Origin of the sequence: Lentzea flaviverrucosa (genome assembly GCF_003350445.1) — a bacterium.
Taxonomy (GTDB): Bacteria; Actinomycetota; Actinomycetes; order Mycobacteriales; family Pseudonocardiaceae; genus Lentzea; species Lentzea californiensis.
The window spans coordinates 1-24959 of sequence record NZ_QQAU01000024.1 but is presented as its reverse complement, the minus strand read 5'-3'; the positions used below and the strand labels follow the sequence as shown (position 1 = coordinate 24959).

Here is a 24959-nt window from a genome sequence, read left to right as displayed (position 1 = left end):
GCAACTACGGGGAAGACCCGGTGCTCGCGCCCCGAACCGGCGCCGGAGTGGCCGTGGGTGGCCCGCGCACGCGCCACCCACGGCTCACGCACTCAGCACACGGGCACCCTTGCCACGTCAGGGAAGTAGCGCCGCCACTCGTCATCGGTCAGCGCGATGGTCCGTTCCCGGCAGAGCCCGTCCTCGACCTTCTCCACGTCGGTGCCCAGCACCCAGGCGGTCCGCCCGCTGTCGATCACGGCGAAGGACTTCTCCCGCTTCCGGTAGCGAAGTCCCAGCGGATCCCGGAAGCCGCCGAAAGATCCCGCGCTGACCGCGTCACCCTCTGCCCCGATGTCCCAGACATCGACCGCGAACTGGCCCTGCACGGCGATCTGCCGGTCGTCGGCGCTGAACGCGAACGAGGCGGCGAACTCACCCTGCACCCGCGGCACCGTCGCCCACACCCGCGGTTCCCCGGCCGACACGTCCCACACGACGACCTCACTGGAGGAGCGCAGCGCCACCAACCGCCCGCTGTTGCTGATCTCGGCTTCGAAGAACTCCCTGGACACCTGCCACGTCGTCCGCAGGCGCGGGTCGCCGTCTCCGACGGACCAGATCTGGGCCGACGTCGTCGAGGTGGCGTCGTCGCGCACCAGCAGGACGACCTCCCGGCCGGACGGGGCGACGGCGGCGTTCGCGACCCGGTCCGACGGCAGCTCGACGTTCTTGGGCTGAGCGGGGTCCCGCAGGTCCCAGACGGACGTCCGCGCACGTGGGCCGTCGTCCAGCAGTGCCGTCGTGACCGCTGTCGTGCCGTCGCGGTTCACTTCGAGCCAGACCGTCCGCCAGGCCAGCGGCAGCACCCCGGCCTGCTTGGGGAGCGCGGGATCGGCGATGTCCCAGATGCCCAGCACCCCGGACCTCTCGAACGCGAAGGCCCGCCGGTCATCGGTGGTGAGCACGACCTCGGCGACGTCGGCGCCGATCGCCGGGCCCTCCCGTCCCGCGTCGTGCACGGCCACGATCCTCGCCGGACCTGACGTCCCGGTCGCGACGAGCAGCTCGCTGTCCGTCTGCATCTTGAGGAACGCGTTCGCGAGGCCGGGCCCGACCGACACGGTCCTGGTCTGCCTGGCGGCGTCGGCGTTGAGCAACGCGTCTCGCGTCGCCTGGCTGGGAGTCACCGCGTACGCGGCGAGAGCGAGGCGTGCGGCCTGCATCGGATCGGCCGAGATCAGCCGCATGACCTCCGTCGCGGCACGGCCCGCCAGCGCGTCGTTGCGCTGCTGCGTCGCTTCTCGTGTCTTGGTGACCGCGAACACCGCCGTGCCGGCCAGCAGCAGCACCAGGACCGACAGGACGCTGATGACCGCGCGGGCCCGGCGGGTGCGGCGACGACCGGCGGCCTGGCTCGCGGTGAGGAAGGCGCGTTCGGGTTCGGTCAGGTCGGTCGTGTCGAGGTCGGCCGCCTGGGCCAGCCGCGTGCCCTTGTAGAGGAGGTCGCGGTCGCCGTCCCACCCGGCGGCGGCCTCGGTGAGCCGGTGGTGCACGCGCAGCTTCTCGCGGTCCTCGGCGATCCAGTCGCGCAGGCGTGGCCACGAGCGGATCAACGCCTCGTGCGTGAGTTCGGCGTGCTGTTCGGTGAGCGTCACCAGGCGGGCGTTGGCGAGCCGGTCGAGGACCTCGGCGTCGAGGTCCTCGCGGTTCGCGCGCCGTTTGGTGTCCTCGGTGCCCTCGCCGAGCGCGATCAGGCGCAGGAACGTGCGGCGGGCGATCTGCTGCTGGTCATCGGAGAGTTGGGAGTACACGGCCTCGGCGGTGCGGGCGATGGCGTGCTCGACGCCGCCCGCCTCCTCGTAGCCGACGAGCGACAGGGTCATGCCGCGGCGGCGGTGCCAGGTCTCGACGAGGGCGTGCTGCACGAGCGGCAGGGCGGCGGCCTGGCCCGCGACGTCCGCGACGAGACGGGTGACCAGGGCGGACTCGACGGTGGCGCCGACGTGCCTGGCCGGTTCGACGATCGCCCGGCGCAGTTCGTCGGTGGTCAGGGGGCCGACGAGGAGCTGGCCGCCTTCCAGTGCCTCGACCAGTTCCGGGTGGCGGCCGACGTGGCCGTAGAAGTCGGCGCGCACGCCGATGACCACGTGCGGTGCCGCGACGAGGGCCTGGACGAACCAGTCGCGCTGCTCGGGGCTCGCCAGGGTGAAGACCTCCTCGAACTGGTCGACGACCAGGACGAGGTTCTCGTCGTGCTGCCGGACCAGCAGGCCCAGTGCCTCGGGGTCGGTGAGCTCGCTGCGCAGGACCACCGCGGAGTGCCCGGTGAGCTGGGCGAGGCGGACGGCGCACTCGTCGAGCGGCTGGACTCCGGGAGTGAAGATCAGGGCTTGGTCCAGCTGCGGAAGCAGGCCGGCGCGCAGCAGTGACGACTTGCCGGAGCCACTGGCGCCGAAGACACCGGCGAACGGACGCGTTCGCGTGAGTTCGAGCAGCTTGGCGGTGAGCTTCTCGCGGCCGTGGAAACGGTCGGCGTCTTCTCGCTGGAACGCCTTGAGGCCCACGTACGGGGCTTCCGCCATCGGGCTGGGCGGCGCGGCGATGTCGCGCCAGCGCTGTTCCCACTCCTGCTCGTCGCCGCCGCACGCTTTGACGTAGGCGAGGGTGACCGCGAGGCTCGGGAGCTTCTTGCCGCCGGCGGCGTCGGACAGCGTCGCCGCCGAGTAATGCGCGCGTGAGGCGAGCGCGCGGTAGGACGGTTTGCCCGCCTTGTCGCGGAGTTTCCTCAGATCGGCCGCGAACTGGCCGAGCTCGGTGTCCGCGCTCTCCAGCGGGCGTTCGGTGCGTGGCATGTCGATCTCCCCCTGAGACCGATTGTCCACACCCTGTCGTTCGATCCGCACTTCCGACCCCTTACAACGTCGTCGCCGTAGCGTTCTCGTCGCAAGGTGAATGGGGATTCACCGCAGGTCACCCCTCCGGTTTCGGAGGCCGGAGGGGCGAGCGGGGTTCAGATTCTGATCAGAGACCGACGAGCTTGTAAAGCCCGCCGACCTCCTGCCGGTTCAGCACCCGCATCGAACCGGGACGCTGGTTCCCGAGGAGGACACCGCCGACAGCGACGCGGACCAGCGACTGCACCGGGAATCCGGCGGTCTCCATGAGGCGGCGGACGATGTGCTTGCGGCCTTCGTGCAGCACGATCTCGACCAGAGCCTTGCCGGGAACGGAGCTGATGAGCTTGAAGGAGTCGACCTTGGCCGGCCCGTCCTCGAGCTCGATGCCCTCTTTGAGCTTCTTGTTGAGGCCCTTCTCGAGAGGTCCGGGGACCTCGGCGAGGTAGGTCTTCTTGACGTGGTAGCTCGGGTGCATCAGCCGGTGCGCGAGCTCGCCGTCGTTCGTGAGGAGCAGCAGCCCCTCGGTCTCGGCGTCGAGGCGCCCGACGTGGAACAGCCGCTCCTTGCGGCTGCGCACCAGGTCGCCCACGCACGGACGACCCATCTCGTCCTCCATCGTGGAGAGCATCCCGTACGGCTTGTTGAGCGCGATCGTGACGACGTCCTCGCGGATCTGCACCCGCAGTCCGTCGACGTGCACGACCGCGGTCTCGGGGTCGATCCGCCGACCCTGCTCGGTGACGACCTTGCCGTCGACCTGCACCCGCCCCTGCTCGATCAGTTCTTCGGAAGCGCGGCGCGAGGCGACCCCCGCCTGCGCGAGCACCTTCTGCAGGCGCACGCCCTCGTTCTCAGACATCGTCGATCGCATCCACTTCGGGCAGCAGCGGGGCGATTGGCGGCAAGTCGGCAAGTGACGACAGCCCCAACCGCTCCAGGAACAGTTCGGTCGTGCGGTACAGGATCCCACCCGTGTCGCTGTCGGTGCCCGTCTCCTCGATGAGCCCCCGTGCGACCAGGGTCCGGATCACACCGTCCACGTTGACGCCTCGAACCGCCGCGATCCGCGCCCTCGTCACGGGCTGCCGGTAGGCGATCACCGCAAGCGTCTCCAGGGCCGCGCGGGTGAGTTTCGCGCGCTGGCCGTCGAGCAGCAGCTTCTCCACGAACGGGGCGAAGCGGTCTCGCGTGTAGAACCGCCAGCCGTCCCCCGCCCTGCGCAGGTCGATGCCGCTGCCGGACTCGGTGTACCGGGTGGAGAGTCTACGGAGTGCCTGCTTGACGCGCTTCACCGGCTGCTCGAGAGCGCTGCTGAGGGCGTCCTCGCCGATCGGGCTGTCGACCACCAGCAGGACGGATTCCAGCGCCGCCTCGAAGGTGGCGTCGTCGGTGAGGTCGGGGAGGCCGCTGTCCTCGATGGCCTCTTCCGGGGCCGCGGCGAGGAGCTGGGCCTCCAGGGCGGCGGCGTCCTCGGTGTCGGCCGGGTCGGGCCCGGGCTCCGGCTCGTCGAGCACGACAGCGGGGGGAGCCGCGTCGTCGAGCGCGGCGTCGGGTTCCTCCGGCGCGCCCCCGTCGAACGCCGGTCCCGGCTTCTCGATCTCCGCCGCGTCCGGCCCGACCAGTGGCTCGCTCATCAGCCGTAGTCCTCATCCTCGTCGCCGGCGTGCACCTGCGCCTGCGCGTCGTCCAACGTCCCGCCGACCCACGTCACCTGCAGCGGCCCGAGCGGGTCCTCCTGCTCGAAGGCCAGCGACTTCTCGCGGTAGAGCTCTAGCAGTGCCAGGAACCGCGCCACGACCTCCATGGTCTCGGTGCACTCGGCGACGATCTCGGAGAACGACGCGGTGCCCTTCTCGATCAGCATCGCGCGCAAGATGTCAGCGGTCTCGCGGATCGACACGCGGTGCTGGTGGATGTGGTCGACCGACAGCGTGCGCTTCTGCTTCGGGCGGAAGGACGTGGCCGCGATCAGGGCGAACTTGTCGGGCGTGACGCCGAGCATCACCTCGGGCAGCAGGCCCTCGAAGCGCGGTTCCAGCGACACCGAGCGCGGATAGCGGCGGAACGCGCCTCGTTCGAGCTCGGCGAACAGGGCCGCGACCTGCTTGTAGGCGCGGTACTGCAGCAGCCGCGCGAACAGCAGGTCGCGCGCCTCCAGCAACGCCAGGTCGTCCTCGTCCTCGACGTCACCGGTGGGCAGGAGCCGGGCGGCCTTCAGGTCGAGCAACGTCGCCGCGATGACCAGGAACTCGGTGGTCTCGTCGAGATCCCACTTGTCGCCCATGCCGCGCAGGTGCGCGATGAAGTCGTCGGTGACCGTGTGCAGCGCCACCTCGGTCACGTCGAGGGTGTGCTGGGAGATCAGCTGCAGCAGCAGGTCGAACGGACCCTCGAAGTTCGTGAGCCGGACCTTGAACTTGCCGTCGTCGACCGGGGTCTCAGCGGGGGCTTGCTCTGTCACTGCTCGCGCAACCTGCGTACCAGCAACGACGCGTCACCGTGCGTTTCGAGGTCGTCCAGCACGATGGCGATCGCCTCGCGCACCACGCGCCCGCGGTCGACGCCCAGCGAGTGCGCGCCGCGCAGCACGAGCCGCGCCTGTTCGAGAGCGAGCAGTTCCTCGTCGGACACGTAGACCGTGATCTTCGTGGTGTGCTTGGTGCGGCCGGAACCCCGGCGTTGCTGCGGAGCGTCCTCGGAGGTGGAGACCTCGGTGGAGGGCGCGGCAGCGGTCAGCCTGAACAGTTCCGCGGCACCCGGTAGCGTCGGGCGGCGGTTCACCGGGCGATCACCTCGCGGGCCAGCGCGCGGTAGGCGTTGGCGCCGGACGAGCGCGGTGCCCAGCGGGTGATCGGCTCACCGGCCACCGTGGTCTCCGGAAAGCGCACGGTGCGGTTGATGACCGCGTCGAACACGATCTCGCCGAACGCCTCCACGACGCGGGCCATGACCTCGCGCGAGTGCAGCGTGCGCGGGTCGTACATCGTGGCGAGGATGCCGGTGATGTCGAGCTTGGGGTTCAAGCGTTCCTTGACCTTCTCGATGGTGTCGATGAGCAGCGCCACCCCGCGCAGCGAGAAGAACTCGCACTCGAGCGGGATCAGCACACCGTCCGCGGCCGCGAGGGCGTTCACCGTGAGCAGGCCGAGCGAGGGCTGGCAGTCGACCAGCACGTAGTCGTAGTGGTCGATGACGGGACGAAGGGTGCGCACGAGCGTGTGCTCGCGGCCCACCTCCGACACCAGCTGGATCTCGGCCGCCGACAGGTCGATGTTGCTCGGCAGCAGGTCCATCCCGTCGATCATGGTCTTGCGGATGACGTCGGGAACGGCGGTGTCGTTCTCCATGATGACGTTGTAGATCGTGGTTTCCAGCTGGTGCGGGTGCACGCCGAGGCCCACCGAGAGCGCGCCCTGGGGGTCGAAGTCGACGAGCAGCACCCGTCTGTCGTGCTCGGCCAGCGCCGCGCCCAGGTTGATGGTCGTCGTCGTCTTGCCGACGCCGCCCTTCTGGTTGCAGATGGCCAGGATCTTCGCCGGGCCGTGGTGCAGCAGCGGCGGCGGGTCCGGGATGATGCGGCGCGTGCGGCCGGTCGGACCGATCCCGTCGACCTGCTCGTGAGCGACGTCGTCCACCGGTGCGGCGTGCGGGGCCATGTTCAGGTCGGCACGGGGCGCAAAAGCGTGCTCCGGTGTCGACATGGCTGGCGTTCCCTCACTGGTCGTAGTCGTCTCTCGGGGCGCAGCCTAGGCCGCACCCGTGCGAGCGGCAACGCGCCTCGCCGGTGTTTGTCAAGACTGAGTTAGACGGTGACATCCGTTCGTGTTCGCCTGTCCGCGGCGGACAGGACTACGTCCAGCAAGCCGGGGAAGAGAAGATCCAGGTCATCGCGGCGCAGCGACACCCAGCGCTGGTTGCCGCGGCAGCGTGTTCGGGTGATACCCGCTTCGCGCAACACGCGCAGGTGCTGGGAGAGAGTCGATTTCGCGACGTCGACTTCGAAAGCCCCGCACAGCCGCTCGCCGCTCGACTGGATCTGGCGCACGACCGCGAGCCTTGTCGGGTCACTCAGCGCGTGCAGCACTGCGGCTAGATCGATGGCCTGTGGGGACGGCTCGTCCAAGTTCGGCACCTGCCCACCGTACCCGTGGAAGCCTCATGTTCCAGTGGCCCGAGGGTGTGCAGTTGCGTAGACCTCCCTCAAAGTCGTAACGGTTACCAGTGTGTACACCTGAGTGGTCGTAACGGATGCGTGCCCGAGGAGTTCTTGCACCACCCGAACGTCGGCACCCCCTTCGAGCAGATGGGTGGCGAACGAATGCCGCAACGTGTGCGGAGACACCACCGAGGTGATTCCAGCCTGCTCCGCCGCGGTCTTGAGAACCGTCCACGCGCTCTGCCGTGAGAGCCTTCCGCCACGTGCATTCAAGAACAATGCAGGTGTGCCACGGCCTTTGGCCGCCAACCCGGGACGCGCCCGGACCAGGTAGGCGTCGACCGCCGCCAACGCCGGCCGCCCGACCGGGACCAGCCGTTGCTTCCCTCCCTTCCCGTCCAGCACCACAGTCCGCTCGGCAGCGTCGATGTCGTCCACGTCCAGCCCGACGACCTCGGAGATTCGCGCTCCCGTCGAGTACAGCAGCTCCAGCAGCGCTTTGTCCCTGAGGTTTCCCACAGTGTCGAGGAGGGTGAGAACCTCATTGATGGGTAATGCTTTCGGCAGCCTCTTCGGCGGCGACGGCGGATGCACGGCCCGTGCGACGTCATGCGGCACAACACCTTCACGGTGTGCGAAACGGTGCAACCCGCGCACGGCGACCAAAGTCCGTGCGGCAGAAGACGCCGCGAGTCCGCTTTCGCGCAGCACGGCCAGGAACTCACTCACCTGCAGTTCCGTGACCGCGCCCAAATCCGTGACACCTATGGACTCCAGGTGCTCGGTGTAGCGGCGCAGGTCGCGGGTGTAGGAGTCGAGCGTGTTGCGGGCGGTGCCGCGTTCCACGGCGAGGTGGTCGAGATAGGTCGCCACCAGATCTGAAATCACTCCAGCCCTTCCAGCACGATCGCTCCAGCACGCGCGTTGACACCCTTGGCGAGCGCCGGGTCATCCGCGACAGCACGATCAAAACCCTTGTCCGCCAACGCGATGACGTACGGCAGCGTCACGTTCGTGAGCGCGTACGTCGACGTGTTCGGCACGGCACCGGGCATGTTCGCGACGCAGTAGAACACGGAGTCGTGCACGCGGTACGTCGGCGCGTCGTGCGTGGTCGGCCTCGTGTCCTCGAAACAGCCGCCCTGGTCGACCGCGATGTCCACCAGCACGCTGCCGGGCCGCATCCGCGACACCAGGTCGTTGCTGACGAGCTTCGGCGCCTTCGCACCCGGCACCAGCACCGCGCCGACCACCAGGTCCGCCCACCGGCAGGCCTTCTCGACCTCGTAGACGTTGGAGGCGATCGTCTGCAGGTGCCCGCGGTAGGTGAAGTCGATCTGCCGCAACCGGTTGACGTTGGTGTCCAGCACGACCACCTCGGCCTGCATGCCCACGGCCATCGTCGCCGCGTTCATCCCGGCCACCCCCGCGCCGATCACCGCGACCTTGCCCGCCGCCACTCCGGGCGCCCCGCCGAGCAACACGCCACGGCCGCCTTGGGCTCGTTCCAGGCAGTGCGCGCCGACCTGGGCGGCCATCCGCCCGGCGATCTCGCTCATCGGCGCCAGCAACGGCAACGACCCGTCGGGCAGCTGCACCGTCTCGTAGGCGATGGCCGTGATGCCGGAGGCCACGACCGCCGCGGTGCACGACGGCGAGGCCGCGAGGTGCAGGTAGGTGAACAGCACCTGATCACGGCGCATGCGGTGGTACTCGGGCTCGATCGGTTCCTTGACCTTGAGGACCAGGTCCGCGGACCCCCACACCTCGTCGGCCGACAAGGCGATCCGCGCACCCGCGGCGACGTACTCGTGGTCGGGGAACGACGAGCCCGCACCGGCGTCGCGCTCGACGACGACCCCGTGCCCCCGGCGCACCAGTTCGACCACTCCGGCGGGCGTGATCGCGACGCGGTACTCGTGGTTCTTGATCTCCTTTGGGACACCGACCAGCATCGTCGCAGCGTATTCCCGATATCGATCTGCTGCATCGGATACCGTGCGAGCCGTGTCAGAAGCATTCGGGCCTGAACAGCAGCGCATCGGCAACCAGCAGCGCGAAGAGGCGATCACCGCGCTCAACGACCACTTCGCGATGGCGCGGCTCGACATCGGCGAGTACCAGGAACGCGTGAACCGCGCGTCCGGCGCGCAGAGCTACGCCGAGCTCGCGGAGCTGTTCCGCGACCTGCCGCAGCCCCACCCGCCGTTCCTCGCGCCGCCGTCGGTGCCGTTCGCCGTGCCCCCGGCCCCGCCCGGCTACGCGCCCCAGCCCACTCAGCCTTACTACCCGCCGCCCACCGGCCCGCAGCCGCAGCAGCAGTACGCGGTCCCGCCGCCCCCGCCCGGCATGCTCCCGCCCGGCTACGGCAGCCCCGGCGCCCCGTACGGCTACGACCCGATGACCGGCGTACCGCTGTCGGACAAGTCGAAGGTCGCCGCCGGCGTGCTGCAGCTGTTCCTGGGCAACCTGGGCATCGGCCGCTTCTACACCGGTCACACCGGCATCGCCGTCGCCCAGCTGCTGACCTGCGGTGGCTGCGGCATCTGGTCGCTCATCGACGGGATCATCATCCTGGTCAACGGCGGCACGGACGCGCAGGGCCGCAAGCTCAGGGACTAGACACCCGCGAGATTTCGCCCCACGCCCCACACGGCGGCCACGACGAGAACGGCGACACCGACCGGCTTCGGCACGGATCGCCGTTCGCCATTCCACCGGTCACGGGTCCAGCGCGCGAACAGCCACACGGCCAGGGGCACGCCCAACGCGAGCAACACGGCGTTGAAGTGGAACGCGCCGACGACATCCCCGTGCAGCAACGCGTGCACCATCCGCGTGGCACCACATGCCGGGCAGTTCAGCCCCGTCAGCCAGTTGACCGGGCACTTCGGCAGCAGGTTGCCCGGCTTGTTCGGATCGGCGAACAGCAGCAGCACCGCGCCCGCGCCACCCAGTGCCAGAACGCCGAAGGGTGCCTTCACCCGTGCGAAGGCACCCTTCAACGTCTGCATCGGTCCAACCTACTTCTTGCGCGCGGCGAACCGGGTCGGCTTGTCGCGGAACGGTGCGTCGGCCGGACGCGGCTGCGCCCGTCCCGCCAGCACCTCGTGCGCCGCGAGCAGCCCGGCGACGGCCGAGGAGTTCACGACCTCCCCCGACAGCACCATGCGCACGGCCTCGTCGAGCGGGAAGCGGTGGACCTCCAGATCCGCCTCCTCCTCACCCTGCACGTCACGGTCCACTTCGGACAGTTCGCGCGCCAGGTAGACGCGCACGACCTCGTCGGTGAAGCCGGGGGACGCGGCCGTGTCGACCAGCGTGTCCCAGCGCGCCGCGTCGAGCCCGACCTCCTCGGCCAGCTCGCGGCGCGCGCCGATGACCGGCTCCTCGCCGTCGTGGTCGAGCAGCCCGGCCGGCAGCTCCCAGAGGTGCCGCCCGAGCGCGTGGCGGTACTGGTGGATCAGCACGACCTGACCGGCGTCGTCCACGGCCACGACCGCGACGGCGCCCATGTGCTCGACGATCTCGCGCTTGGCCGTGCCGCCACCGGGCATCTCGACCTCGTCGATCCGCAGCGCGACGACGCGGCCTACGTGCAGGTCCTCGCTCGAGACCGTCCGGAAGTCGTGCCGGGTCACTTGGACGCTCCGGCCTTCAGGGGCAGCCGGTCGGCCACGCGGTAGTCGATCGCGGCCTTCACGAACGCCGCGAACAGCGGGTGCGGCTTCGTGGGACGCGACTTGAGCTCCGGGTGCGCCTGCGTGCCCGCGTAGAACGGGTGCACGTCCGACGGCAGCTCGACGAACTCGACCAGGCGGCCGTCCGGCGACAGGCCGGAGAACACCAGGCCGGCCTCGGTGAGCTTGCCCCGGTACGCGTTGTTGACCTCGTAGCGGTGGCGGTGCCGCTCGGACACCTCGGTCGTGCCGTACGCCTGCGCGACGACCGACCCCGGCGTGAGCTTCGCGACGTACGCGCCGAGGCGCATCGTGCCGCCCATGTCGCGCTGTCCGGCCACGACGTCCTGCTGGTCGGCCATCGTGGAGATGACCGGCGTGCCGCCCTCCTCGAACTCGCTGGAGTTCGCGTCCTCGATGCCCGCGAGGTTCCGCGCGGCCTCGATGACCATGCACTGCAGACCGAGGCACAGGCCCAGCGTCGGCACACCGCGCGTGCGGGTGTACTTCAGCGCGCCGAGCTTGCCCTCGATGCCGCGCACGCCGAACCCTCCGGGGATCAGCACCGCGTCCATGCCGGACAACGCCCGTGCCGCACCCTCGGGCGTCTGGCACTCGTCCGACGGCACCCACTTGATCTCGACCTTGGCGTGGTGCGCGAAACCGCCCGCACGCAGCGCCTCGGTGACCGAGAGGTACGCGTCCGGCAGGTCGACGTACTTGCCGACGAGCGCGATCTTCACCGTCTCGGACGGGTTGTGCACCCTCTCGAGCAGGTCGCCCCACACCGTCCAGTCGACGTCGCGGAACGGCAGGTCGAGACGGCGCACGACGTACGCGTCGAGGCCCTCGGCGTGCAGGACCTTCGGGATGTCGTAGATCGACCGCGCGTCGACGGCCGCGACGACGGCGTCGGTGTCGACGTCGCACATCAGGCCGATCTTGCGCTTCAGCGCGTCCGGGATCTCCCGGTCCGCGCGGCAGACGATCGCGTCGGGCTGGATGCCGATGTTCCGCAGCGCCGCGACGGAGTGCTGCGTCGGCTTGGTCTTCAGCTCGCCGCTCGGCGCCAGGTACGGCACCAGGCTGACGTGCAGGAAGAAGACGTTGTCGCGGCCGACGTCGTGACGCACCTGGCGGCACGCCTCGAGGAACGGCAGCGACTCGATGTCGCCGACCGTGCCGCCGACCTCCGTGATGACGACGTCCGGCGTGACGCCGTCGGCGTCCGGCTCGGCCATCGCCCGGATGCGGCGCTTGATCTCGTCGGTGATGTGCGGGATCACCTGGACGGTGTCGCCCAGGTACTCACCACGCCGCTCCTTGGCGATGACCTCGGAGTACACCTGGCCGGTGGTGACGTTGGCTTCGCCGCTCAGATCCCGCGCGAGGAACCGCTCGTAATGGCCGATGTCGAGGTCCGTCTCAGCACCGTCGTCGGTCACGAAGACCTCGCCGTGCTGGAACGGGTTCATCGTGCCGGGGTCCACGTTCAGGTACGGGTCGAGCTTCTGCATCGTTACCCGCAGGCCGCGCGAAGTCAGCAACTGGCCGAGGCTGGAGGCGGTGAGCCCCTTGCCCAAGGAGGACGCGACGCCCCCCGTGACGAAGACGTGCTTGGTCGTACGTGCCTGCTGCACCAACGGGGCTCCCGTGAAAATCGTGGGGGCCGAATCCCCCTATCCACGGGCCATAACGCTAACACGCCGCCGGTCACTCAGCGCACCACGACCCGGCAGATCACATCACCCGATCGGCGCAGCGAGGGGTTTTGCCGAACCTCCCACGGCACGGGCCGGCATCAGGAAAAGTTGTCACGTGACCTTCGACGTGGCAGGGGAAGCCGCAAGAGCCGTGCGCGAACGCTCCGGGGCGTGGCGTTTCATCGAGGGTTTCGCGGCCGCGTGGGCCGAGCCGATCGAACCGCAGGACGGCTGGAACCGCGCCGACCTCGCCGCCGCCGAGGAGCACCTGCTCGTCCGGCTGCCCGAGGCGGTGAAGGAGGCGCTGTCGCTGTTCGGCAAGCGCCCCGACCTGACCAGCAACCAGGACCGCCTGCTGACGCCGTCCGAACTGCGCGTGGACGACGAGGTCCTGGTGTTCCGCGCCGAGAACCAGTGGGTCGCGGCCTGGGGCACGACGCTGGACGGCGACGACCCCGAGGTGATGATCAAGCTCGACCTCGTCGACAGGGCCGAGGAGCGCTGGGACACCTGGCTGCCCCGGTTCTCACTGGCGTGCGTGGAGATGGTGCTGTCCGAGTCGCTGTTCCGCGACGGGGCCGGGACAGCGGACAGGGAGACGTCCGAGGCGGACGTCTCCCTGCTCGAGGACCACTTCGCACTGCTGCCGCTGCACAGCCCCGGCACCCGCTGGTTCGTCGCGGACGACCTGGTCGTCCGGGAGGACGACCGCCAGTGGCTGTGGGCCCGCGCCCGCACACCCGACGCCTTCGAGCAGCTGCAGAAGATCCTGCCGGGCGACTGGACGACCGAGTACTAGGTGGTGTGACCCGGCTCGTTGGCGAGCGCGTTCACGCTCAGCAGGGCGCCTCGCGGCACCGCCCCCACGTCCTCATACCGGACGTATGGGGGCGTGGGGGCGGCACCACGATGCACCCGTCTGACCGCGAATGCGCCCGGCAACGTTCCGGGCCACACCACTAGCTCGCAGTCCCCGGCGAGGACGCCTCAGCGTTGCCCGCGACCCCGTAACGGCCGGAGCGGCCCTCCAGCTGTTCGCTCAACGCCATCACCACGACCACCTGACCGGCCGGGGTGTCGGAGTTGTCCACCGTGGACAGGATCGACGTCGCGGCGGTGTCCGCGCGGACCACGCCGATCGCGCCCGTGCCGTTCGCCGAACCGTTCGCGCCCGCCAGCACGACACCCGCGCCGGCCCTGTCGAGCTGGGTGGCGAAGCGCGCGACGGTCGAGGCGCGGTCCGCGGCCGAGTCACCGATCGCGGCGCCGCCGGTCAGCACGATCGCGAGCTGCGCCGGCTTCACCCCCGAGGTCGCCTTCACGAACCCGGCGTTGGTCAGCCCGGCGAGTGCGGACGCCGTCTCTTCCGGTGTGGCCTGCGGCTGGTTGTTGGACGGGTTGAGCAGCAGCAACGCCCCGAACAGACCACCGGCGCGGGTGCCGGGGTCACCGGCCGTGGGCAGCTGCGAGCCGGCGGGCTGCACCCGTGCGACGAGGTCGCGCAGCTGGTCCCCGCGCGACGGGTCGGTGAACGCGTCGGTCAGCTGGATCTCGCCGGTGACGGTGGCGCTCGCGGACTTGAGCAGCCCGGTCAGCGCGTCCCGGTCGGACGGGCGGGCGTCCGCCGTCGTCACGATGACGACCGTGCGGTCGGTGAGCCGGTCCTTGACCGCGAGCGGGCCGACGGACGAGGCGAACTCGTCCGCCTCGGTCAGCTTGGCGTTCAACGCGTTGCGGTCGTTCTGGAGCTCGTTCACCTGCTGTGCCAACGAGTTCTTCTCGTCGCTCAGCCCGGAGAGCAGCCTTCCGCTGATCGCGGTCGACCCCAGCACGACACCGACCGCCAGCGCGAGGAACACCGCGGTGATCGAAACTATGTGGTAGCGCAGCGTGATCACGAGAAGAACCCCTTGAACCAGTTGACGACGGATTGCCAGCCGTCGACCACGATGTCGACGTAGACGTGACCGACACCGGAGACCGCGAGGGCCGCCGCCATGGCGGCGATCGCGGCGGTCACCAGCAGGACGATCACGCCCAGCGAGACCCGGCTGCGGTGCAGGGTCGCGACGGCCTCCCCGTCGACGAGCTTGCTGCCGAGCTTCAACCGGGTGAGGAACGTGGAGGGGTTGGAACCGGAGTGCCCGCGGTCGAGGAACTCGCGCAGCGTCGCGCGCAGCCCCACCGTGACGACCAGGGACGCCCCGTGTGCCTCGGCGAGCAGCAACGCGAGGTCCTCCGCGTTGCCCGACGACGGGAACGTCACCGCGCCGATGCCGAGGTCCTGGATCCGCTGCAGGCCGGGCGCGTGACCGTCGGTCTGCGCGGGCACGACCACCTCGGCGGCCGCGCGCAGTGACGCCGTGCCGATGCCGTCGGGGTCGCCGACGATGATGTCCGGCTTGAGCCCGGCGTCGATCAGCGTGTCCGCGCCCGAGTCGACGCCGATCAGCACCGGCCGGTACTCGCGGATGTACTTGCGGAGCTTGCGCAGTTCCTCGGCGTGCGACGGGCCGCCCGCGACGACGAGCACCTGCCGGTCGCGCATCGGCACGTAGACCTCGGGCACTCCGACGCCGTCGAGGACGAGTGCGCGTTCCCGGCGCAGGAACTCGATGGTGTTGGCGGAGAACGCCTCGAGTTGCGCCGACATGCCGGCCTTCGCCTCGATCATCGCGTCGGCGATGCTTTCGGCGTTCTGCTCGATCCCCTTGGCGAGCTCGCGTTCCCCGGCGTACACGACACCTTCGTGCAGCCGGATCTTGGCACCTTCCTTGATCTCCCGCAGCGCGACCGCGCCGACGTTGTCGATCAGCGGAATGCCGGCCTCGATGAGCAGTTCCGGGCCGAGGTTGGGAAACCGCCCGGAAATGGACGGTGACGCGTTCACGACGCCGACGACCTCGGCCGCGACGAGCGCTTCGACGGTCCGCCGGTCGAGGTCGACCAGGTCCATCACCGCGACGTCACCGGCACTGACGCGCCGAACCAGGTCGCTCGCGCGCCGATCAACCCGCGCGACGCCCGTGACTCCGGGAAGTTCGTGGTTGGTGCGGCTCAGCAGCCCGGAAAGCTTCATGAGCCGATAGTGGCTCACGGTGCGCACGCGACAGGTGAGGCACGCCGGGCACTTGCGGGTGGTCAGTCGTCGGGGTGAACTACTACGGCTCCAAACGCGAGAACCACTGCGCTTATGAGCACCCAAATACCGTTGCCGAACCCGGCTTCCAGCGCCGGATCGATGGCGATGTTGCCCTCCTTGTGAAAGCTGATCGCGTTCAGCAAATACACGAACAACATTCCGGTGACACCCGCGAGTGCGGCCGCTCCGGCAAAGCCGACCTTTCGCCACCGCATTCCGGCCAGCACGGCTGCGGCCGCCATCACGATCGGGATGGCGAACAACGGGCCGTGCTCGTCCCGCGTGCCACCGAACCGCGTGCTCCACCCCGTGGTGACGTACGCGGTCTGCGGCTGCCCGGGGGCAAGACTGATCAACAGTTCCGAGAACGGCAGGAACGTGGCCAAGACCGCGGCCGCGGCGGAAAGCCCGAACAGGACGACACCCGCGATCTTCCTCACGCCGCCGCCTCCCGTTGCACCGCAACGGCTCCGGCCAGCGCGACCAGCGTCCCCACCGCGAGGAACACCAGTCCGAACCCGACCGCGAAGTCGCCCTGCTGCTCGACCGCGTGCCCGCGCTCCGACACCACGAGCGCCCCGATGACGCCCACGGCGCCGAGCTGTCCGGCCGCTCCCGCCAGCGCCGCCCGGCTGATCCACACCCCGGCGACGAGCAACAGGGCGGTGACCACGACGGGAACCCCGTACCAGGGCGAAAGTTCTCCCGCGGGCCAGTCGCCGGGTTTGCCGAGGATCTCCGTCCCCCACGCCCGGACCACGACCTCGACCCCGCCGGCGTAGGCGGTCGAGTACCACGGCAACACCATCGCCGTGGCGGTCAGCACCACTCCCGCCGCGATCAACGCGATCGCCGTGGGCCTGCCGATCACCGGACCTCCCGCTGCTCGTCGTCGTGCGGAATGGCGAGGCCGAACGGCGGCGTGTCGTCGTCGCCGCCGAGTTGGTGCACGACCACTTCCTCCCCCTCGTCGTCGTCCTCCACCACTGGCTCGGGACTCCGCCGCTGGGCGAGCACCGCACCGGCGAGTCCGATGAAGGCCGCGACCACCAACAGGTAGAAGCCACCGTGGTAGTGCATCTCGTCCTTGCCGGGACCGGACTGCTGCTGAGAAGTGACGATCTCCTCCAGCCCCTTCACCTGGACCACGTAGAGGAGCACGATCCCGGCCAGCGCCCCCGCACCGCCCACGGCCAGCGGCCGTCCGGCGAACGCGGTGCTCTCCCGCACCATCAACGCCACGGAGACCGCCATGACGATCGCCGACACCACCACCGGCCACCCGGCGGCGAAGAACGCGGGTTGTTCGACGGGCCCGTTCTGCGGGTCCGAAGTGGTGATCCACAGGGTCGTGGTGACCGTCAGATCGGTTCCCATCCCCTTGTAGATCGTGCTGAAGACGGCCTGGAGCGATGCCACCACCGACAGCACGGCCCCCAGCGCCAGCAGCACCCACGAAATCTTGCGACGATCAATCACTCTTGGGCTCCACGATCACCGGATATCCGTACGGCGGTGTGTCGGTGTCGTCCGCCTCGTCGTCGATCTGGTGGACGACCACCCCGTCACCGGCGGGTTCCGCCTGGTCCGCCCGAGGCAACTCCTGGTGCAGCACGGCGGCCACCACGGCCACCCCCGCGGCCACGATCAGCAGGGTGACCCCTTCCCCCTGCTCCACCTCGATCGGCACGGGCGAGTCGACCTCACCCAGCACGTCCAGCAACCCCTGGATCCGGGAGACCGAGGCCCACGCGACCCCGGCGAGCAGTCCCGCGCCGAGCAGTGACCCGACCCGCAGGGCCGGAATCCGGAACGCCAGCACGGCCGACAGCGCCATGACGAGCGCGGCCCCCACAGCGGGCGCTCCGAACTCGAGGGGTTCGAGCAGCAGCAACACCTCGCGGAAGTCGTCCCGCTCGACCGCCCAGGAGGTGGCCTCGTAGCGCAACGTCCGGCCCCTGAGCGCGACCTGCACGGAGTACGCGGACAGGAACGTGGCCGCCACGGCCAGTCCGGCCGCGACGACCACCAGCACCGCCCCGAGCACCCGGCGCGTGGTCAGAGTTCCCGTCACGCCTCCATCATGCCGAACCCGGCCGGGAACAGCGGAAGGGGAAACGACCGGACCGGTCAGGCCTTCTTCTTCTTGCGACGGACGACGGGCGCCGCGGACTTGTCCGCCTTGGCCGCGGCCAGCAGTTCCTCGGCGTGGGCCCGGCCGGTGTCGGTCGAGTCCATGCCGGCCAGCATCCGGGCGAGCTCGACGACCCGCTGCGTCTCGTCCAGCCTCCGCACCGCGGACCGCGTGAACGTCCCGTCCGCGGACTTGTCCACCACGAGGTGCCGGTCGGCGAACGCCGCCACCTGCGGCAGGTGCGTCACCACGATCACCTGGTGGGACCGGGCGAGCCGGGCCAGCCGGCGGCCGACCTCGACCGCGGCCCGGCCACCCACACCGGCGTCGACCTCGTCGAACACCAGCGTCGGCACCGGATCCGAGTGCGACAGCACCACTTCCAGCGCCAGCATCACGCGGGAGAGCTCACCACCGGACGCGCCCTTGTGCACCGGCAGAGCGGGCGCACCGGGATGCGAGATCAGCCGCAGCTCGACGTCGTCCACGCCGGACGCCCCGGCGTGCAGCACCGACCGTCCGACGGTCAGCGCCTGCGCGTCCCCGGCTTCGGCGTGCCGGGGCCGGACGGCCAGCTCGACCGTGGCGTGCGGCATGGCGAGCCCGTCGAGCTCCTCGCTGACGGCCTTGCCGAGCTCCAGCGCGGCCTCGGTGCGCGCCGCCGTCACCTGGGCGGCCAGCGTCCCCAGCTCGGCGGCCAGTTCGTCACGACGGGCCGCCAGGCCGGTCAGCGCCTCTTCGGACGTGTCGAGCCCGCCCAGCCTGGTCCGCGCGTCCTCGGCCCAGGCGATCACGCCGTCGACGTCGGCCGCGTACTTGCGGGTCAACGCCTTCAGCTCGGCCTGACGCTGCAGAACGGACTCGAGCCGGCCGGGGTCGGCCTCCAGGTGGTCGAGGTAGCCGGAGATCTCGGCACCGACGTCGGCCAGCAGCGTCGCCGCCTCGACCAGCCGCGGCTCCATCTCCCGCAGCTTCGGGTCCTCCGTCGTGGCCAGCCTGCGGGCGGCCTCGGAGATCAGCCCGAGCGCGCCGGGGTTGTCCGGGTCGCCCTCCAGCGAGCCGGACACCGCGTACTGCGCGCCCTGGGCCGCCTCGCGGAGCTGGTCCGCGTCCGCGAGCCGCCGGGCCTCGTCGTGGAGCTCGGCGTCCTCGCCCAGCTTCGGGGCGACGGCGTCGATCTCGGTCAGACCGTGCCTGAGCAGGTCGGCCTCACGGGCCAGTTCGCGCGAGCGTTCGGTGCGTTCCTTCAGCTCCGCCGAAACACGCAGCCACTCCTCGCGAACGGCCTGGTACTTGCGCAAAGGCGCGCTCACGTCGTCGGCGGCGAAGCGGTCCAGCACGCCGCGCTGCTCGGTGGGACGCATGAGGCGCAGCTGGTCGTTCTGCCCGTGGACGGCGATGAGCTGCTCGGCCAGTTCGGACAGGACGCCGACCGGCACGGAGCGGCCGCCGACGTGGGCTCGCGAACGCCCGTCCGCGCCGACGGTGCGGATCGCGATCAGCGACCCGTCCTCGTCGGCCTCGCCGCCGACCTCCTCCGCCACCTTCGCGGCAGGGCTGCCCGCCGGAGCCTGGAAGCGGCCTTCGACCACCGCTTTGTCAGCCCCGGTGCGCACCCGCGAAGCCTCTGCACGGCCACCGCCGAGCAGGTGCAACCCGGTCACGACCATGGTCTTGCCCGCGCCCGTCTCACCGGTGACTACGGTGAACCCGGGGTCTAGTTCAAGGGTGGCCTCGTCGATCACGCCAAGGCCATTGATGCGCATCTCGGCCAGCACAGGGCGAACCTTACTTGTCGAGTCCGACATTTCCTCGCGGGCACCATAACGGGCAAGTGCCGACGCACCGAGCGGCGCTGTCAGCCTGCCGATGGTCCCCGCCATCCCTTCACCGGCAGGGCGAACTTCTCGACCAGCCGGTCCGTGAACGGAGCTTGGCGCAGCCGCACGACCTTGAGGGGTACTTCGCCCTCCACGACCTCGATCCGCGCACCCGCGGGCAGCTCGAACGTGCGCCGCCCGTCCGCGGACAGCGCCGCCGGGTGGCCCGACGAGTCGATCTCGAACGCCACGTGCGACTTCGGCGAGACGACCAGCGGCCGTGAGAACAGCGCGTGCGCGTTGCTCGGCACCACCAGGATGGCCTGCACGTCCGGCCACACGACCGGACCGCCCGCCGAGAACGCGTAGGCCGTGGAGCCCGTCGGCGTCGCACAGATCACGCCGTCGCAGCCGAACGCCGACACCGGCCGGCCGTCGACCTCGACCACCACGTCGAGGATGCGTTCGCGGATCAGCTTCTCGACGGTGATCTCGTTGAGCGCCCAGGTCTTCGCGACCACGTCGCCGTTGACCTTCGCGACGAGGTCGAGCGTCATGCGCTCTTCCACGAAGTAGTCGCGTTCCAGCACGTGGCCGACGGCCTCGTGCAACGCGTCCGAGTCGGCCTCCGCGAGGAACCCGACGCGGCCCAGGTTGACGCCCAGGACGGGCACCCGTGCCGGGCGGGCGAGCTCGGCGCCGCGCAGCAGCGTGCCGTCACCGCCCAGCACCAGCACCAGTTCGGTGCCCTCGGCCGCGTGGTCGTCGGCGGGCACGACCTTGGTGCAGCACGACGGGCCGAGGTCACGCGCCTCGTCGTCGAGCACCCTCGTCGTGACGCCCCCGACCGCGAGACGGCCGGCGACCTGACGGGCGAGATCGATGTTGCTCTGGTGACCGGTGTGGACGACCAGCAGGACTTCCCTCATTGGGGCCCTTCTTCGACGGCGGTGCGCACCATCTGTGCAACAGCGTCCGGCCCTCCTGGGAGGGGATCCGCTTTGCGCAGCCAGAGGAAGTACTCGACGTTGCCGGACGGGCCGGGCAGCGGGCTCGCGACGACCCCGTGCACGGCCAGACCCAGTCCGGTCGCCGCCCTGGTCACGTCGAGCACGGCTTCGACCCTGAGTGCGGGTTCGCGCACGACGCCACCGGAGCCGAGGCGCTCCTTGCCGACCTCGAACTGCGGCTTGACCATGGGCAGCAGGTCGCCTTCCTCGTCGAGGCACGCGGCCAGTGCGGGAAGCACAAGCCTCAACGAGATAAACGAAAGATCGGCCACCACGAGTTCAACTTTGCCGCCGATGTCCTCGGGCGTGAGGGTGCGGACGTTGGTCTTGTCCTTCACCACGACCCGGTCGTCGGTCTGCAGCTTCCAGTCGAGCAGGCCCCTGCCGACGTCGGCCGCGACGACCTGCCGTGCGCCTTTGCGCAGCAGCACGTCGGTGAAACCGCCAGTGGACGCTCCCGCGTCGAGACAACGCTTGCCGGTGGGATCGATCGCGAAGCCCTCGAGCGCGCCGATGAGCTTGTGGGCGCCGCGCGAAGCCCAGTTCGGGTCGTTGCCGATGTCCTTGACGACGACCGCGTCGGAGGTCTCCACGGCGGTCGCGGGTTTCGTCGCGACGGTGCCGCGGACCTTCACGCGACCGTCCGCGACGAGTTGGCTGGCGTGCTCACGGGACCTGGCGAGCCCCCTGCGCACGAGTTCGGCGTCGAGCCGCACCCTGCGAGGCACTGTGCATCACACCTTGTCGATGCTCGACAGTGCGTCGGTGAGCGTCGCGTGCACCGCGTCGAACCGGGCGACGTGCTCGTCGAGGGGAACGTTCTCGAGCCCGTCGAGCCTCTCCAGCGCGCCGTCGATGGCGTCAGCCGGGTTGGGCGGCGGTCCGGGCAGGGGGTAGCTCACGGTCTTACGGTAGCCGATGGAGTACGGACAGGTCCGCGCCGACATACGTGGGCTTTTGCTCATCCGGAAGCGCTTGCGCCTCTTGTTCGGTGGACACACCCGTGAGCACGAGCAAGGAGTCCATGCCGGCGTTCACGGCGCCCAGGACGTCGGTGTCGAGGCGGTCCCCGATGACCAGCGGGCGGTTCGCGCCGAGGTCCTTCGCCGCCTGCTGCAGCAGCGGGGTGGCGGGCTTGCCGGCGATGAGCGGTTCCTGGTCGGTCGCGGTCTTCAGCGCCGCGACGAGGCTGCCGTTGCCGGGCAGCAGACCGCGTTCGGTGGGCAGGGTGGCGTCGACGTTGCACGCCACCCACAGCGCGCCGCCGCGGATGGCGACCGCGGCCTCGGCCAGCTGACGCCAGCCGAGGTCCATGGACAGCCCCTGCAGGACCGCCACCGCGCCGTCGGCGGTGTCGGTCGGGATGAGTCCGCGCTTGAGCACCTCGGCCTCCAGGGCCTTGGTGCCGAGCACGAGCACAGTGGATCGCTTCGGCAGGCGTTCGGCCAGCATGGCCGCACCCGCCTGCGAGGAGGTGCTCACCTCGTCGACGTTCGTCTCGAACCCGAGCTCGACGAGGTGATCGGCGACCATCTGCGGTGAGCGGGAGGCGTTGTTGGTGACGTACCGGATACCGACGCCCTTGCGCCTGGCCGCCGCGATTGCCTCCGCGGCGCCCGGCACGGCTTCGGATCCTCGGTAGACGGTGCCGTCGAGATCGATCAGCAACGCGTCGTACCGGTCCACCAACGTCTCGCTCACTGCTCCGGGGTCTCCTCCTGGGTCAGCTCGAACGCGCGCTCGGCGGCGTCCGTCTCCCCCTCGTCGTCCGCCTCGGCGGCGTTGAGGAACCACTTGACGGCTTCCTCGATGCGACCGGCCGCGGCCAGGTTGTCGGCGTAAGCGTAGAAGAGCCGCGCGGAGTAGGGATTGCGCTGCCCCGGATCGAGGTCGGGCCCCTGCAACGCCACGACCGCGGCGTCGAGCTGGCCCATGTCCCGACGAGCGGCGGCCGCGACGATGCGCAGCTCGATCTCGTCCTCCTGGCTGAGGTCCTTGACCGCCGGGTCCTTGGCGAGGTCGATAGCCCGCTCCGGCCGGCCCAGGGCCCGCTCGCAGTCCGCCATGATCGCCAGGTGGCCCGGGCCGGTCATCATCCGGCGGGCGGCCCGCAGCTCGCTGAGCGCCTCGGCCCACTCGTCCGCGAAGTAGGCCGTCAGACCGGCCGCCTCGCGCACGACACCGACACGGGCAGCCTTGCTCCGCGCGTACCGCGCGTGCTCCAGCGCCAGCTCGGGGTCCTCGTCGATGAGCAGCCCGGCCGCGGCCAGGTGCTTGCCGATGATCTCCGCGAGGCCCTTGGGCAGGCTGCGCAGCTCGAGCTTGATCTCCGGGTCGAGCAGCGACAGGTCGGCCTCGTCCGGCAGCGGGGGCCGTCCACCACGGGGCGCGGGCGCCTCGTCGAGCGGCTCGTCGACACCGGCCTCACTGCTGACCTCGGCGCTGACCTCGGCCGCGACGACGTCACCCTCGGCGGGAGACTCGGCGGTCTCGGTCTTCGCCACCTCGTCCGCGTCGCCTTCAGCGGCGACCTCGGCGTCGGTGGTGGTCTCGGCGGGGGTCTCGGCCGCGGTCTCACGACCGGCTGCGGCACGCGAGGCCGCGGCACCGTCACCCAGGCGGTAGCCGGCGCGCTCGGCGGCCGGCGTCACCTCGGCGGCAACGGCCGCGTCCTGGCCGGTGGTCTCCGGGTCGGTCTGACGCTCCTGGAACCGCGCCGCACGCTCACGGCTGCGCTCGTCCTTGCGACGGTCGTCGCGCTGCGGGGCGGAACGCTCGTCCTTGCGGTTGTTCGAGTCGTCCTTGCGGTAACCACCGCGAGCACCCGAGTCGCTCTTGCGGAAGCCGCCGCGGTCGTTCGAACGGTCGCTGGAACCGCGGTAGCCACCACGGTCACTCGACTCGCTCTTGCGGTAACCGCCACGGTCACCCGAGTCGTCCTTGCGGTACGCGGGACGGTCGCTGGAACCCTGCCCGCGAGAGCCGCCCCGGTCACCGGAGTCGCTCTTGCGGTAGCCGCCGCGGTCGCTGGAGCTCTGGCCGCCGCGGTAACCACCGCGATCGCCCGAGTCGTCCTTGCGGTAGGCAGGACGGTCACTGGAACCGCGGTAACCACCGCGATCGCCCGACTCGTCCTTGCGGTAACCGCCCCGGTCGCCGGAGTCGCTCTTGCGGAAGGGGGGACGGTCGCTCGAGCCGCTGCGCTCACCGGAGCGGAAGCCGCCACGGTCGCCGGAGTCGCTCTTGCGGTAACCGCCACGGTCGCCCGAGTCGTCCCGGCGGAAGCCGCCACGGTCGCTGGAACCGCGGTAGCCACCACGGTCACCCGACTCGCTCTTGCGGAAGCCGCCGCGGTCGCTGGAGCTCTGGCCGCCGCGGTAACCACCGCGATCGCCGGAGTCGTCCTTGCGGTACGCGGGACGGTCACTGGAACCGCGGTAGCCACCGCGATCGCCCGACTCGCTCCTGCGGAAGGGGGGACGGTCGCTTGAGCCGCTGCGGTCACTGGAACCGCGGTAACCGCCACGGTCGCTGGACTCGCTCTTGCGGTAGCCACCGCGGTCGCCCGAGTCGTCCTTGCGGAAGCCGCCACGGTCGCTGGAACCCTGGCCGCGGTAACCGCCACGGTCGCCGGAGTCGCTCTTGCGGAAGGGGGGACGGTCGCTTGAGCCGCTGCGGTCACTGGAACCGCGGTAGCCACCGCGATCGCTGGACTCGCTCTTGCGGTAACCGCCGCGATCGCCCGAGTCGTCCTTGCGGAAGGCGGGACGGTCACTGGAACCGCGGTAGCCACCACGGTCACTCGACTCGCTCTTGCGGTAACCGCCGCGGTCGCTGGAGCTCTGGCTGCCGCGGTAACCACCGCGATCGCTGGAACCCTGACCGCGAGAGCCGGCACGGTCGCCCGAGTCGCTCTTGCGGTAGCCACCACGGTCGCTGGAGCCGCTGGAGCTGCCGCGGTCGCTCGAACGGTCGCCGCGGTAACCACCGCGGTCGCCGGAGTCGTCCTTGCGGTAGCTGCCGCGGTCGCTGGATCCCTGACCGCGGTATCCGCCGCGGTCGCCGGAGCCGGCGCGGTTGTCTCGACGGTCGCCGCTGGTGGAGCGGTCGCCGGAGCCTTCACCGCGCTGGGAGTTGTTGCTGTTGCTGCTGAATTTGCGATCGCCTGATGGGCGGCCACCGTCGGAATGGCGCGGTCGGTCTCCCTGGCCACGCTGACGGTCGCCGGGACGATCCCCGAACCTTGACACCAAATCCTCCTACTATGGACACGCTGAAAGGGGCCTGTGAGCGGTGCACTGTAATTGTGCCCCGCGATCACAAGCCCCTTCAGGGAAGTAAAGTTCGGCGGCGACCTACTCTCCCACACCGTAACCAGTGCAGTACCATCGGCGCAGAAGGGCTTAACTACCGGGTTCGGAATGGGACCGGGTGT

26 protein-coding genes and 1 rRNA gene are annotated in these 24959 nt (G+C 70.3%); 2 read left to right on the top strand and 25 right to left on the bottom strand.

From position 1 onward, the window contains the following. Nucleotides 1-92: 92 nt before the first annotated feature. The 9 genes from DFR72_RS44260 to ald all read right to left on the bottom strand — a co-directional run bounded on the left by DFR72_RS44260 (nucleotide 93) and on the right by ald (nucleotide 8990). Complete coding sequence (locus DFR72_RS44260) at nucleotides 93-2834, bottom strand: nSTAND1 domain-containing NTPase (protein WP_143087015.1); 2742 nt, start codon at nucleotides 2832-2834, stop codon at nucleotides 93-95. A 169-nt stretch (nucleotides 2835-3003) separates the two neighbouring features. Then, complete coding sequence (locus DFR72_RS44255) at nucleotides 3004-3738, bottom strand: pseudouridine synthase (protein WP_090074107.1); 735 nt, start codon at nucleotides 3736-3738, stop codon at nucleotides 3004-3006. Further along, nucleotides 3731-4513 carry an SMC-Scp complex subunit ScpB gene (gene scpB / locus DFR72_RS44250; RefSeq protein ID WP_170176682.1) on the bottom strand — a complete coding sequence of 261 codons (783 nt, stop codon included), beginning with the start codon at nucleotides 4511-4513 and terminating at the stop codon, nucleotides 3731-3733. Before scpB ends, DFR72_RS44255 begins: the two co-directional genes overlap by 8 nt. Continuing rightward, nucleotides 4513-5340 carry a segregation and condensation protein A gene (locus tag DFR72_RS44245; protein ID WP_090074109.1) on the bottom strand — a complete coding sequence of 276 codons (828 nt, stop codon included), beginning with the start codon at nucleotides 5338-5340 and terminating at the stop codon, nucleotides 4513-4515. The genes scpB and DFR72_RS44245 overlap by 1 nt, the downstream gene beginning before the upstream one ends. Continuing rightward, nucleotides 5337-5660, bottom strand: coding sequence for a hypothetical protein (locus DFR72_RS44240; RefSeq protein WP_090074111.1), 324 nt, complete (start codon nucleotides 5658-5660; stop codon nucleotides 5337-5339). Before DFR72_RS44240 ends, DFR72_RS44245 begins: the two co-directional genes overlap by 4 nt. Beyond that, nucleotides 5657-6535 carry a ParA family protein gene (locus tag DFR72_RS44235; RefSeq protein WP_245984094.1) on the bottom strand — a complete coding sequence of 293 codons (879 nt, stop codon included), beginning with the start codon at nucleotides 6533-6535 and terminating at the stop codon, nucleotides 5657-5659. Before DFR72_RS44235 ends, DFR72_RS44240 begins: the two co-directional genes overlap by 4 nt. A 146-nt stretch (nucleotides 6536-6681) precedes the next feature. Beyond that, nucleotides 6682-7011 carry an ArsR/SmtB family transcription factor gene (locus DFR72_RS44230; protein ID WP_090074115.1) on the bottom strand — a complete coding sequence of 110 codons (330 nt, stop codon included), beginning with the start codon at nucleotides 7009-7011 and terminating at the stop codon, nucleotides 6682-6684. A gap of 24 nt (nucleotides 7012-7035) precedes the next feature. Beyond that, a complete protein-coding gene (gene xerD / locus DFR72_RS44225) occupies nucleotides 7036-7923 on the bottom strand; it encodes a site-specific tyrosine recombinase XerD (protein WP_425459953.1) in 888 nt (295 codons plus the stop codon). Beyond that, entirely contained in the window at nucleotides 7920-8990 is a 1071-nt protein-coding gene (gene ald, locus DFR72_RS44220; protein WP_090074118.1) for an alanine dehydrogenase, read from the bottom strand. Before ald ends, xerD begins: the two co-directional genes overlap by 4 nt. 52 nt (nucleotides 8991-9042) lie before the next feature. On the opposite strand from ald, the gene DFR72_RS44215 reads away from it, so the two are divergent. Continuing rightward, nucleotides 9043-9657, top strand: coding sequence for an NINE protein (locus tag DFR72_RS44215; RefSeq protein ID WP_090074122.1), 615 nt, complete (start codon nucleotides 9043-9045; stop codon nucleotides 9655-9657). Here DFR72_RS44215 and DFR72_RS44210 read toward each other — a convergent pair. From DFR72_RS44210 to DFR72_RS44200, 3 genes are read right to left on the bottom strand one after another with little or no spacing between them, the layout of a single operon-like run. Beyond that, complete coding sequence (locus DFR72_RS44210) at nucleotides 9654-10049, bottom strand: DUF2752 domain-containing protein (protein ID WP_090074124.1); 396 nt, start codon at nucleotides 10047-10049, stop codon at nucleotides 9654-9656. The two genes, DFR72_RS44215 and DFR72_RS44210, sit on opposite strands and share 4 nt — an antisense overlap. A 9-nt stretch (nucleotides 10050-10058) precedes the next feature. Next, nucleotides 10059-10676, bottom strand: a complete 618-nt coding sequence (locus DFR72_RS44205) for an NUDIX domain-containing protein (protein ID WP_177224667.1) — start codon at nucleotides 10674-10676, stop codon at nucleotides 10059-10061. Beyond that, nucleotides 10673-12355 carry a CTP synthase gene (locus DFR72_RS44200; protein WP_425459952.1) on the bottom strand — a complete coding sequence of 561 codons (1683 nt, stop codon included), beginning with the start codon at nucleotides 12353-12355 and terminating at the stop codon, nucleotides 10673-10675. Before DFR72_RS44200 ends, DFR72_RS44205 begins: the two co-directional genes overlap by 4 nt. Before the next feature lie 178 nt (nucleotides 12356-12533). Between DFR72_RS44200 and DFR72_RS44195 the strand changes: the two genes are divergently transcribed. Beyond that, the gene (locus tag DFR72_RS44195; RefSeq protein ID WP_090074129.1) at nucleotides 12534-13217 is read left to right on the top strand and encodes a hypothetical protein; all 684 of its coding nucleotides are present in this window, start codon (nucleotides 12534-12536) and stop codon (nucleotides 13215-13217) included. Nucleotides 13218-13377: 160 nt separating this feature from the next. On the opposite strand, the gene DFR72_RS44190 is transcribed toward DFR72_RS44195, so the two are convergent. The 13 genes from DFR72_RS44190 to rrf form a co-directional block, all read right to left on the bottom strand. Further along, nucleotides 13378-14316 carry a copper transporter gene (locus DFR72_RS44190; protein WP_090074131.1) on the bottom strand — a complete coding sequence of 313 codons (939 nt, stop codon included), beginning with the start codon at nucleotides 14314-14316 and terminating at the stop codon, nucleotides 13378-13380. Then, nucleotides 14313-15497 (bottom strand): putative cytokinetic ring protein SteA, encoded by a 1185-nt coding sequence (gene steA / locus DFR72_RS44185; RefSeq protein WP_090074178.1) that lies wholly within the window; start codon nucleotides 15495-15497, stop codon nucleotides 14313-14315. Before steA ends, DFR72_RS44190 begins: the two co-directional genes overlap by 4 nt. A 62-nt stretch (nucleotides 15498-15559) precedes the next feature. Next, nucleotides 15560-16000, bottom strand: coding sequence for a hypothetical protein (locus tag DFR72_RS44180; protein WP_090074134.1), 441 nt, complete (start codon nucleotides 15998-16000; stop codon nucleotides 15560-15562). Beyond that, nucleotides 15997-16431: a hypothetical protein gene (locus DFR72_RS44175; RefSeq protein WP_090074137.1), complete on the bottom strand. Its 435-nt coding sequence runs from the start codon at nucleotides 16429-16431 to the stop codon at nucleotides 15997-15999. The genes DFR72_RS44180 and DFR72_RS44175 overlap by 4 nt, the downstream gene beginning before the upstream one ends. Continuing rightward, nucleotides 16428-17039, bottom strand: a complete 612-nt coding sequence (locus tag DFR72_RS44170) for a hypothetical protein (protein WP_143087016.1) — start codon at nucleotides 17037-17039, stop codon at nucleotides 16428-16430. The genes DFR72_RS44175 and DFR72_RS44170 overlap by 4 nt, the downstream gene beginning before the upstream one ends. Further along, the gene (locus DFR72_RS44165; protein ID WP_143087017.1) at nucleotides 17032-17634 is read right to left on the bottom strand and encodes a hypothetical protein; all 603 of its coding nucleotides are present in this window, start codon (nucleotides 17632-17634) and stop codon (nucleotides 17032-17034) included. The genes DFR72_RS44170 and DFR72_RS44165 overlap by 8 nt, the downstream gene beginning before the upstream one ends. A gap of 56 nt (nucleotides 17635-17690) precedes the next feature. After that, nucleotides 17691-19472 carry a DNA repair protein RecN gene (recN, locus tag DFR72_RS44160; RefSeq protein ID WP_170176681.1) on the bottom strand — a complete coding sequence of 594 codons (1782 nt, stop codon included), beginning with the start codon at nucleotides 19470-19472 and terminating at the stop codon, nucleotides 17691-17693. A gap of 80 nt (nucleotides 19473-19552) precedes the next feature. Next, nucleotides 19553-20443 carry an NAD kinase gene (locus DFR72_RS44155; RefSeq protein WP_090074145.1) on the bottom strand — a complete coding sequence of 297 codons (891 nt, stop codon included), beginning with the start codon at nucleotides 20441-20443 and terminating at the stop codon, nucleotides 19553-19555. Next, complete coding sequence (locus DFR72_RS44150; RefSeq protein WP_090074147.1) at nucleotides 20440-21252, bottom strand: TlyA family RNA methyltransferase; 813 nt, start codon at nucleotides 21250-21252, stop codon at nucleotides 20440-20442. The genes DFR72_RS44155 and DFR72_RS44150 overlap by 4 nt, the downstream gene beginning before the upstream one ends. Before the next feature lie 6 nt (nucleotides 21253-21258). Continuing rightward, complete coding sequence (locus DFR72_RS44145; protein WP_169745989.1) at nucleotides 21259-21426, bottom strand: hypothetical protein; 168 nt, start codon at nucleotides 21424-21426, stop codon at nucleotides 21259-21261. A 4-nt stretch (nucleotides 21427-21430) separates the two neighbouring features. Further along, the gene (locus DFR72_RS44140) at nucleotides 21431-22225 is read right to left on the bottom strand and encodes an HAD-IIA family hydrolase (protein WP_090074151.1); all 795 of its coding nucleotides are present in this window, start codon (nucleotides 22223-22225) and stop codon (nucleotides 21431-21433) included. Then, the gene (locus DFR72_RS47390; protein WP_170176680.1) at nucleotides 22222-24774 is read right to left on the bottom strand and encodes a hypothetical protein; all 2553 of its coding nucleotides are present in this window, start codon (nucleotides 24772-24774) and stop codon (nucleotides 22222-22224) included. The genes DFR72_RS44140 and DFR72_RS47390 overlap by 4 nt, the downstream gene beginning before the upstream one ends. 92 nt (nucleotides 24775-24866) lie before the next feature. Next, nucleotides 24867-24959, bottom strand: a 5S ribosomal RNA gene (gene rrf / locus DFR72_RS44130); the annotation flags it as partial.

What these genes read in the sequence shown, in the direction of transcription:
- steA (WP_090074178.1), bottom strand. Translation starts at nt 15,497, where the DNA reads ATGAAGCTTTCCGGGCTGCTGAGCCGCACCAACCACGAACTTCCCGGA.
- scpB (WP_170176682.1), bottom strand. Translation starts at nt 4,513, where the DNA reads ATGAGCGAGCCACTGGTCGGGCCGGACGCGGCGGAGATCGAGAAGCCG.
- DFR72_RS44155 (WP_090074145.1), bottom strand. Translation starts at nt 20,443, where the DNA reads ATGAGGGAAGTCCTGCTGGTCGTCCACACCGGTCACCAGAGCAACATC.
- DFR72_RS44235 (WP_245984094.1), bottom strand. Translation starts at nt 6,535, where the DNA reads ATGGCCCCGCACGCCGCACCGGTGGACGACGTCGCTCACGAGCAGGTC.
- DFR72_RS44210 (WP_090074124.1), bottom strand. Translation starts at nt 10,049, where the DNA reads ATGCAGACGTTGAAGGGTGCCTTCGCACGGGTGAAGGCACCCTTCGGC.
- DFR72_RS44255 (WP_090074107.1), bottom strand. Translation starts at nt 3,738, where the DNA reads ATGTCTGAGAACGAGGGCGTGCGCCTGCAGAAGGTGCTCGCGCAGGCG.
- DFR72_RS44260 (WP_143087015.1), bottom strand. Translation starts at nt 2,834, where the DNA reads ATGCCACGCACCGAACGCCCGCTGGAGAGCGCGGACACCGAGCTCGGC.
- ald (WP_090074118.1), bottom strand. Translation starts at nt 8,990, where the DNA reads ATGCTGGTCGGTGTCCCAAAGGAGATCAAGAACCACGAGTACCGCGTC.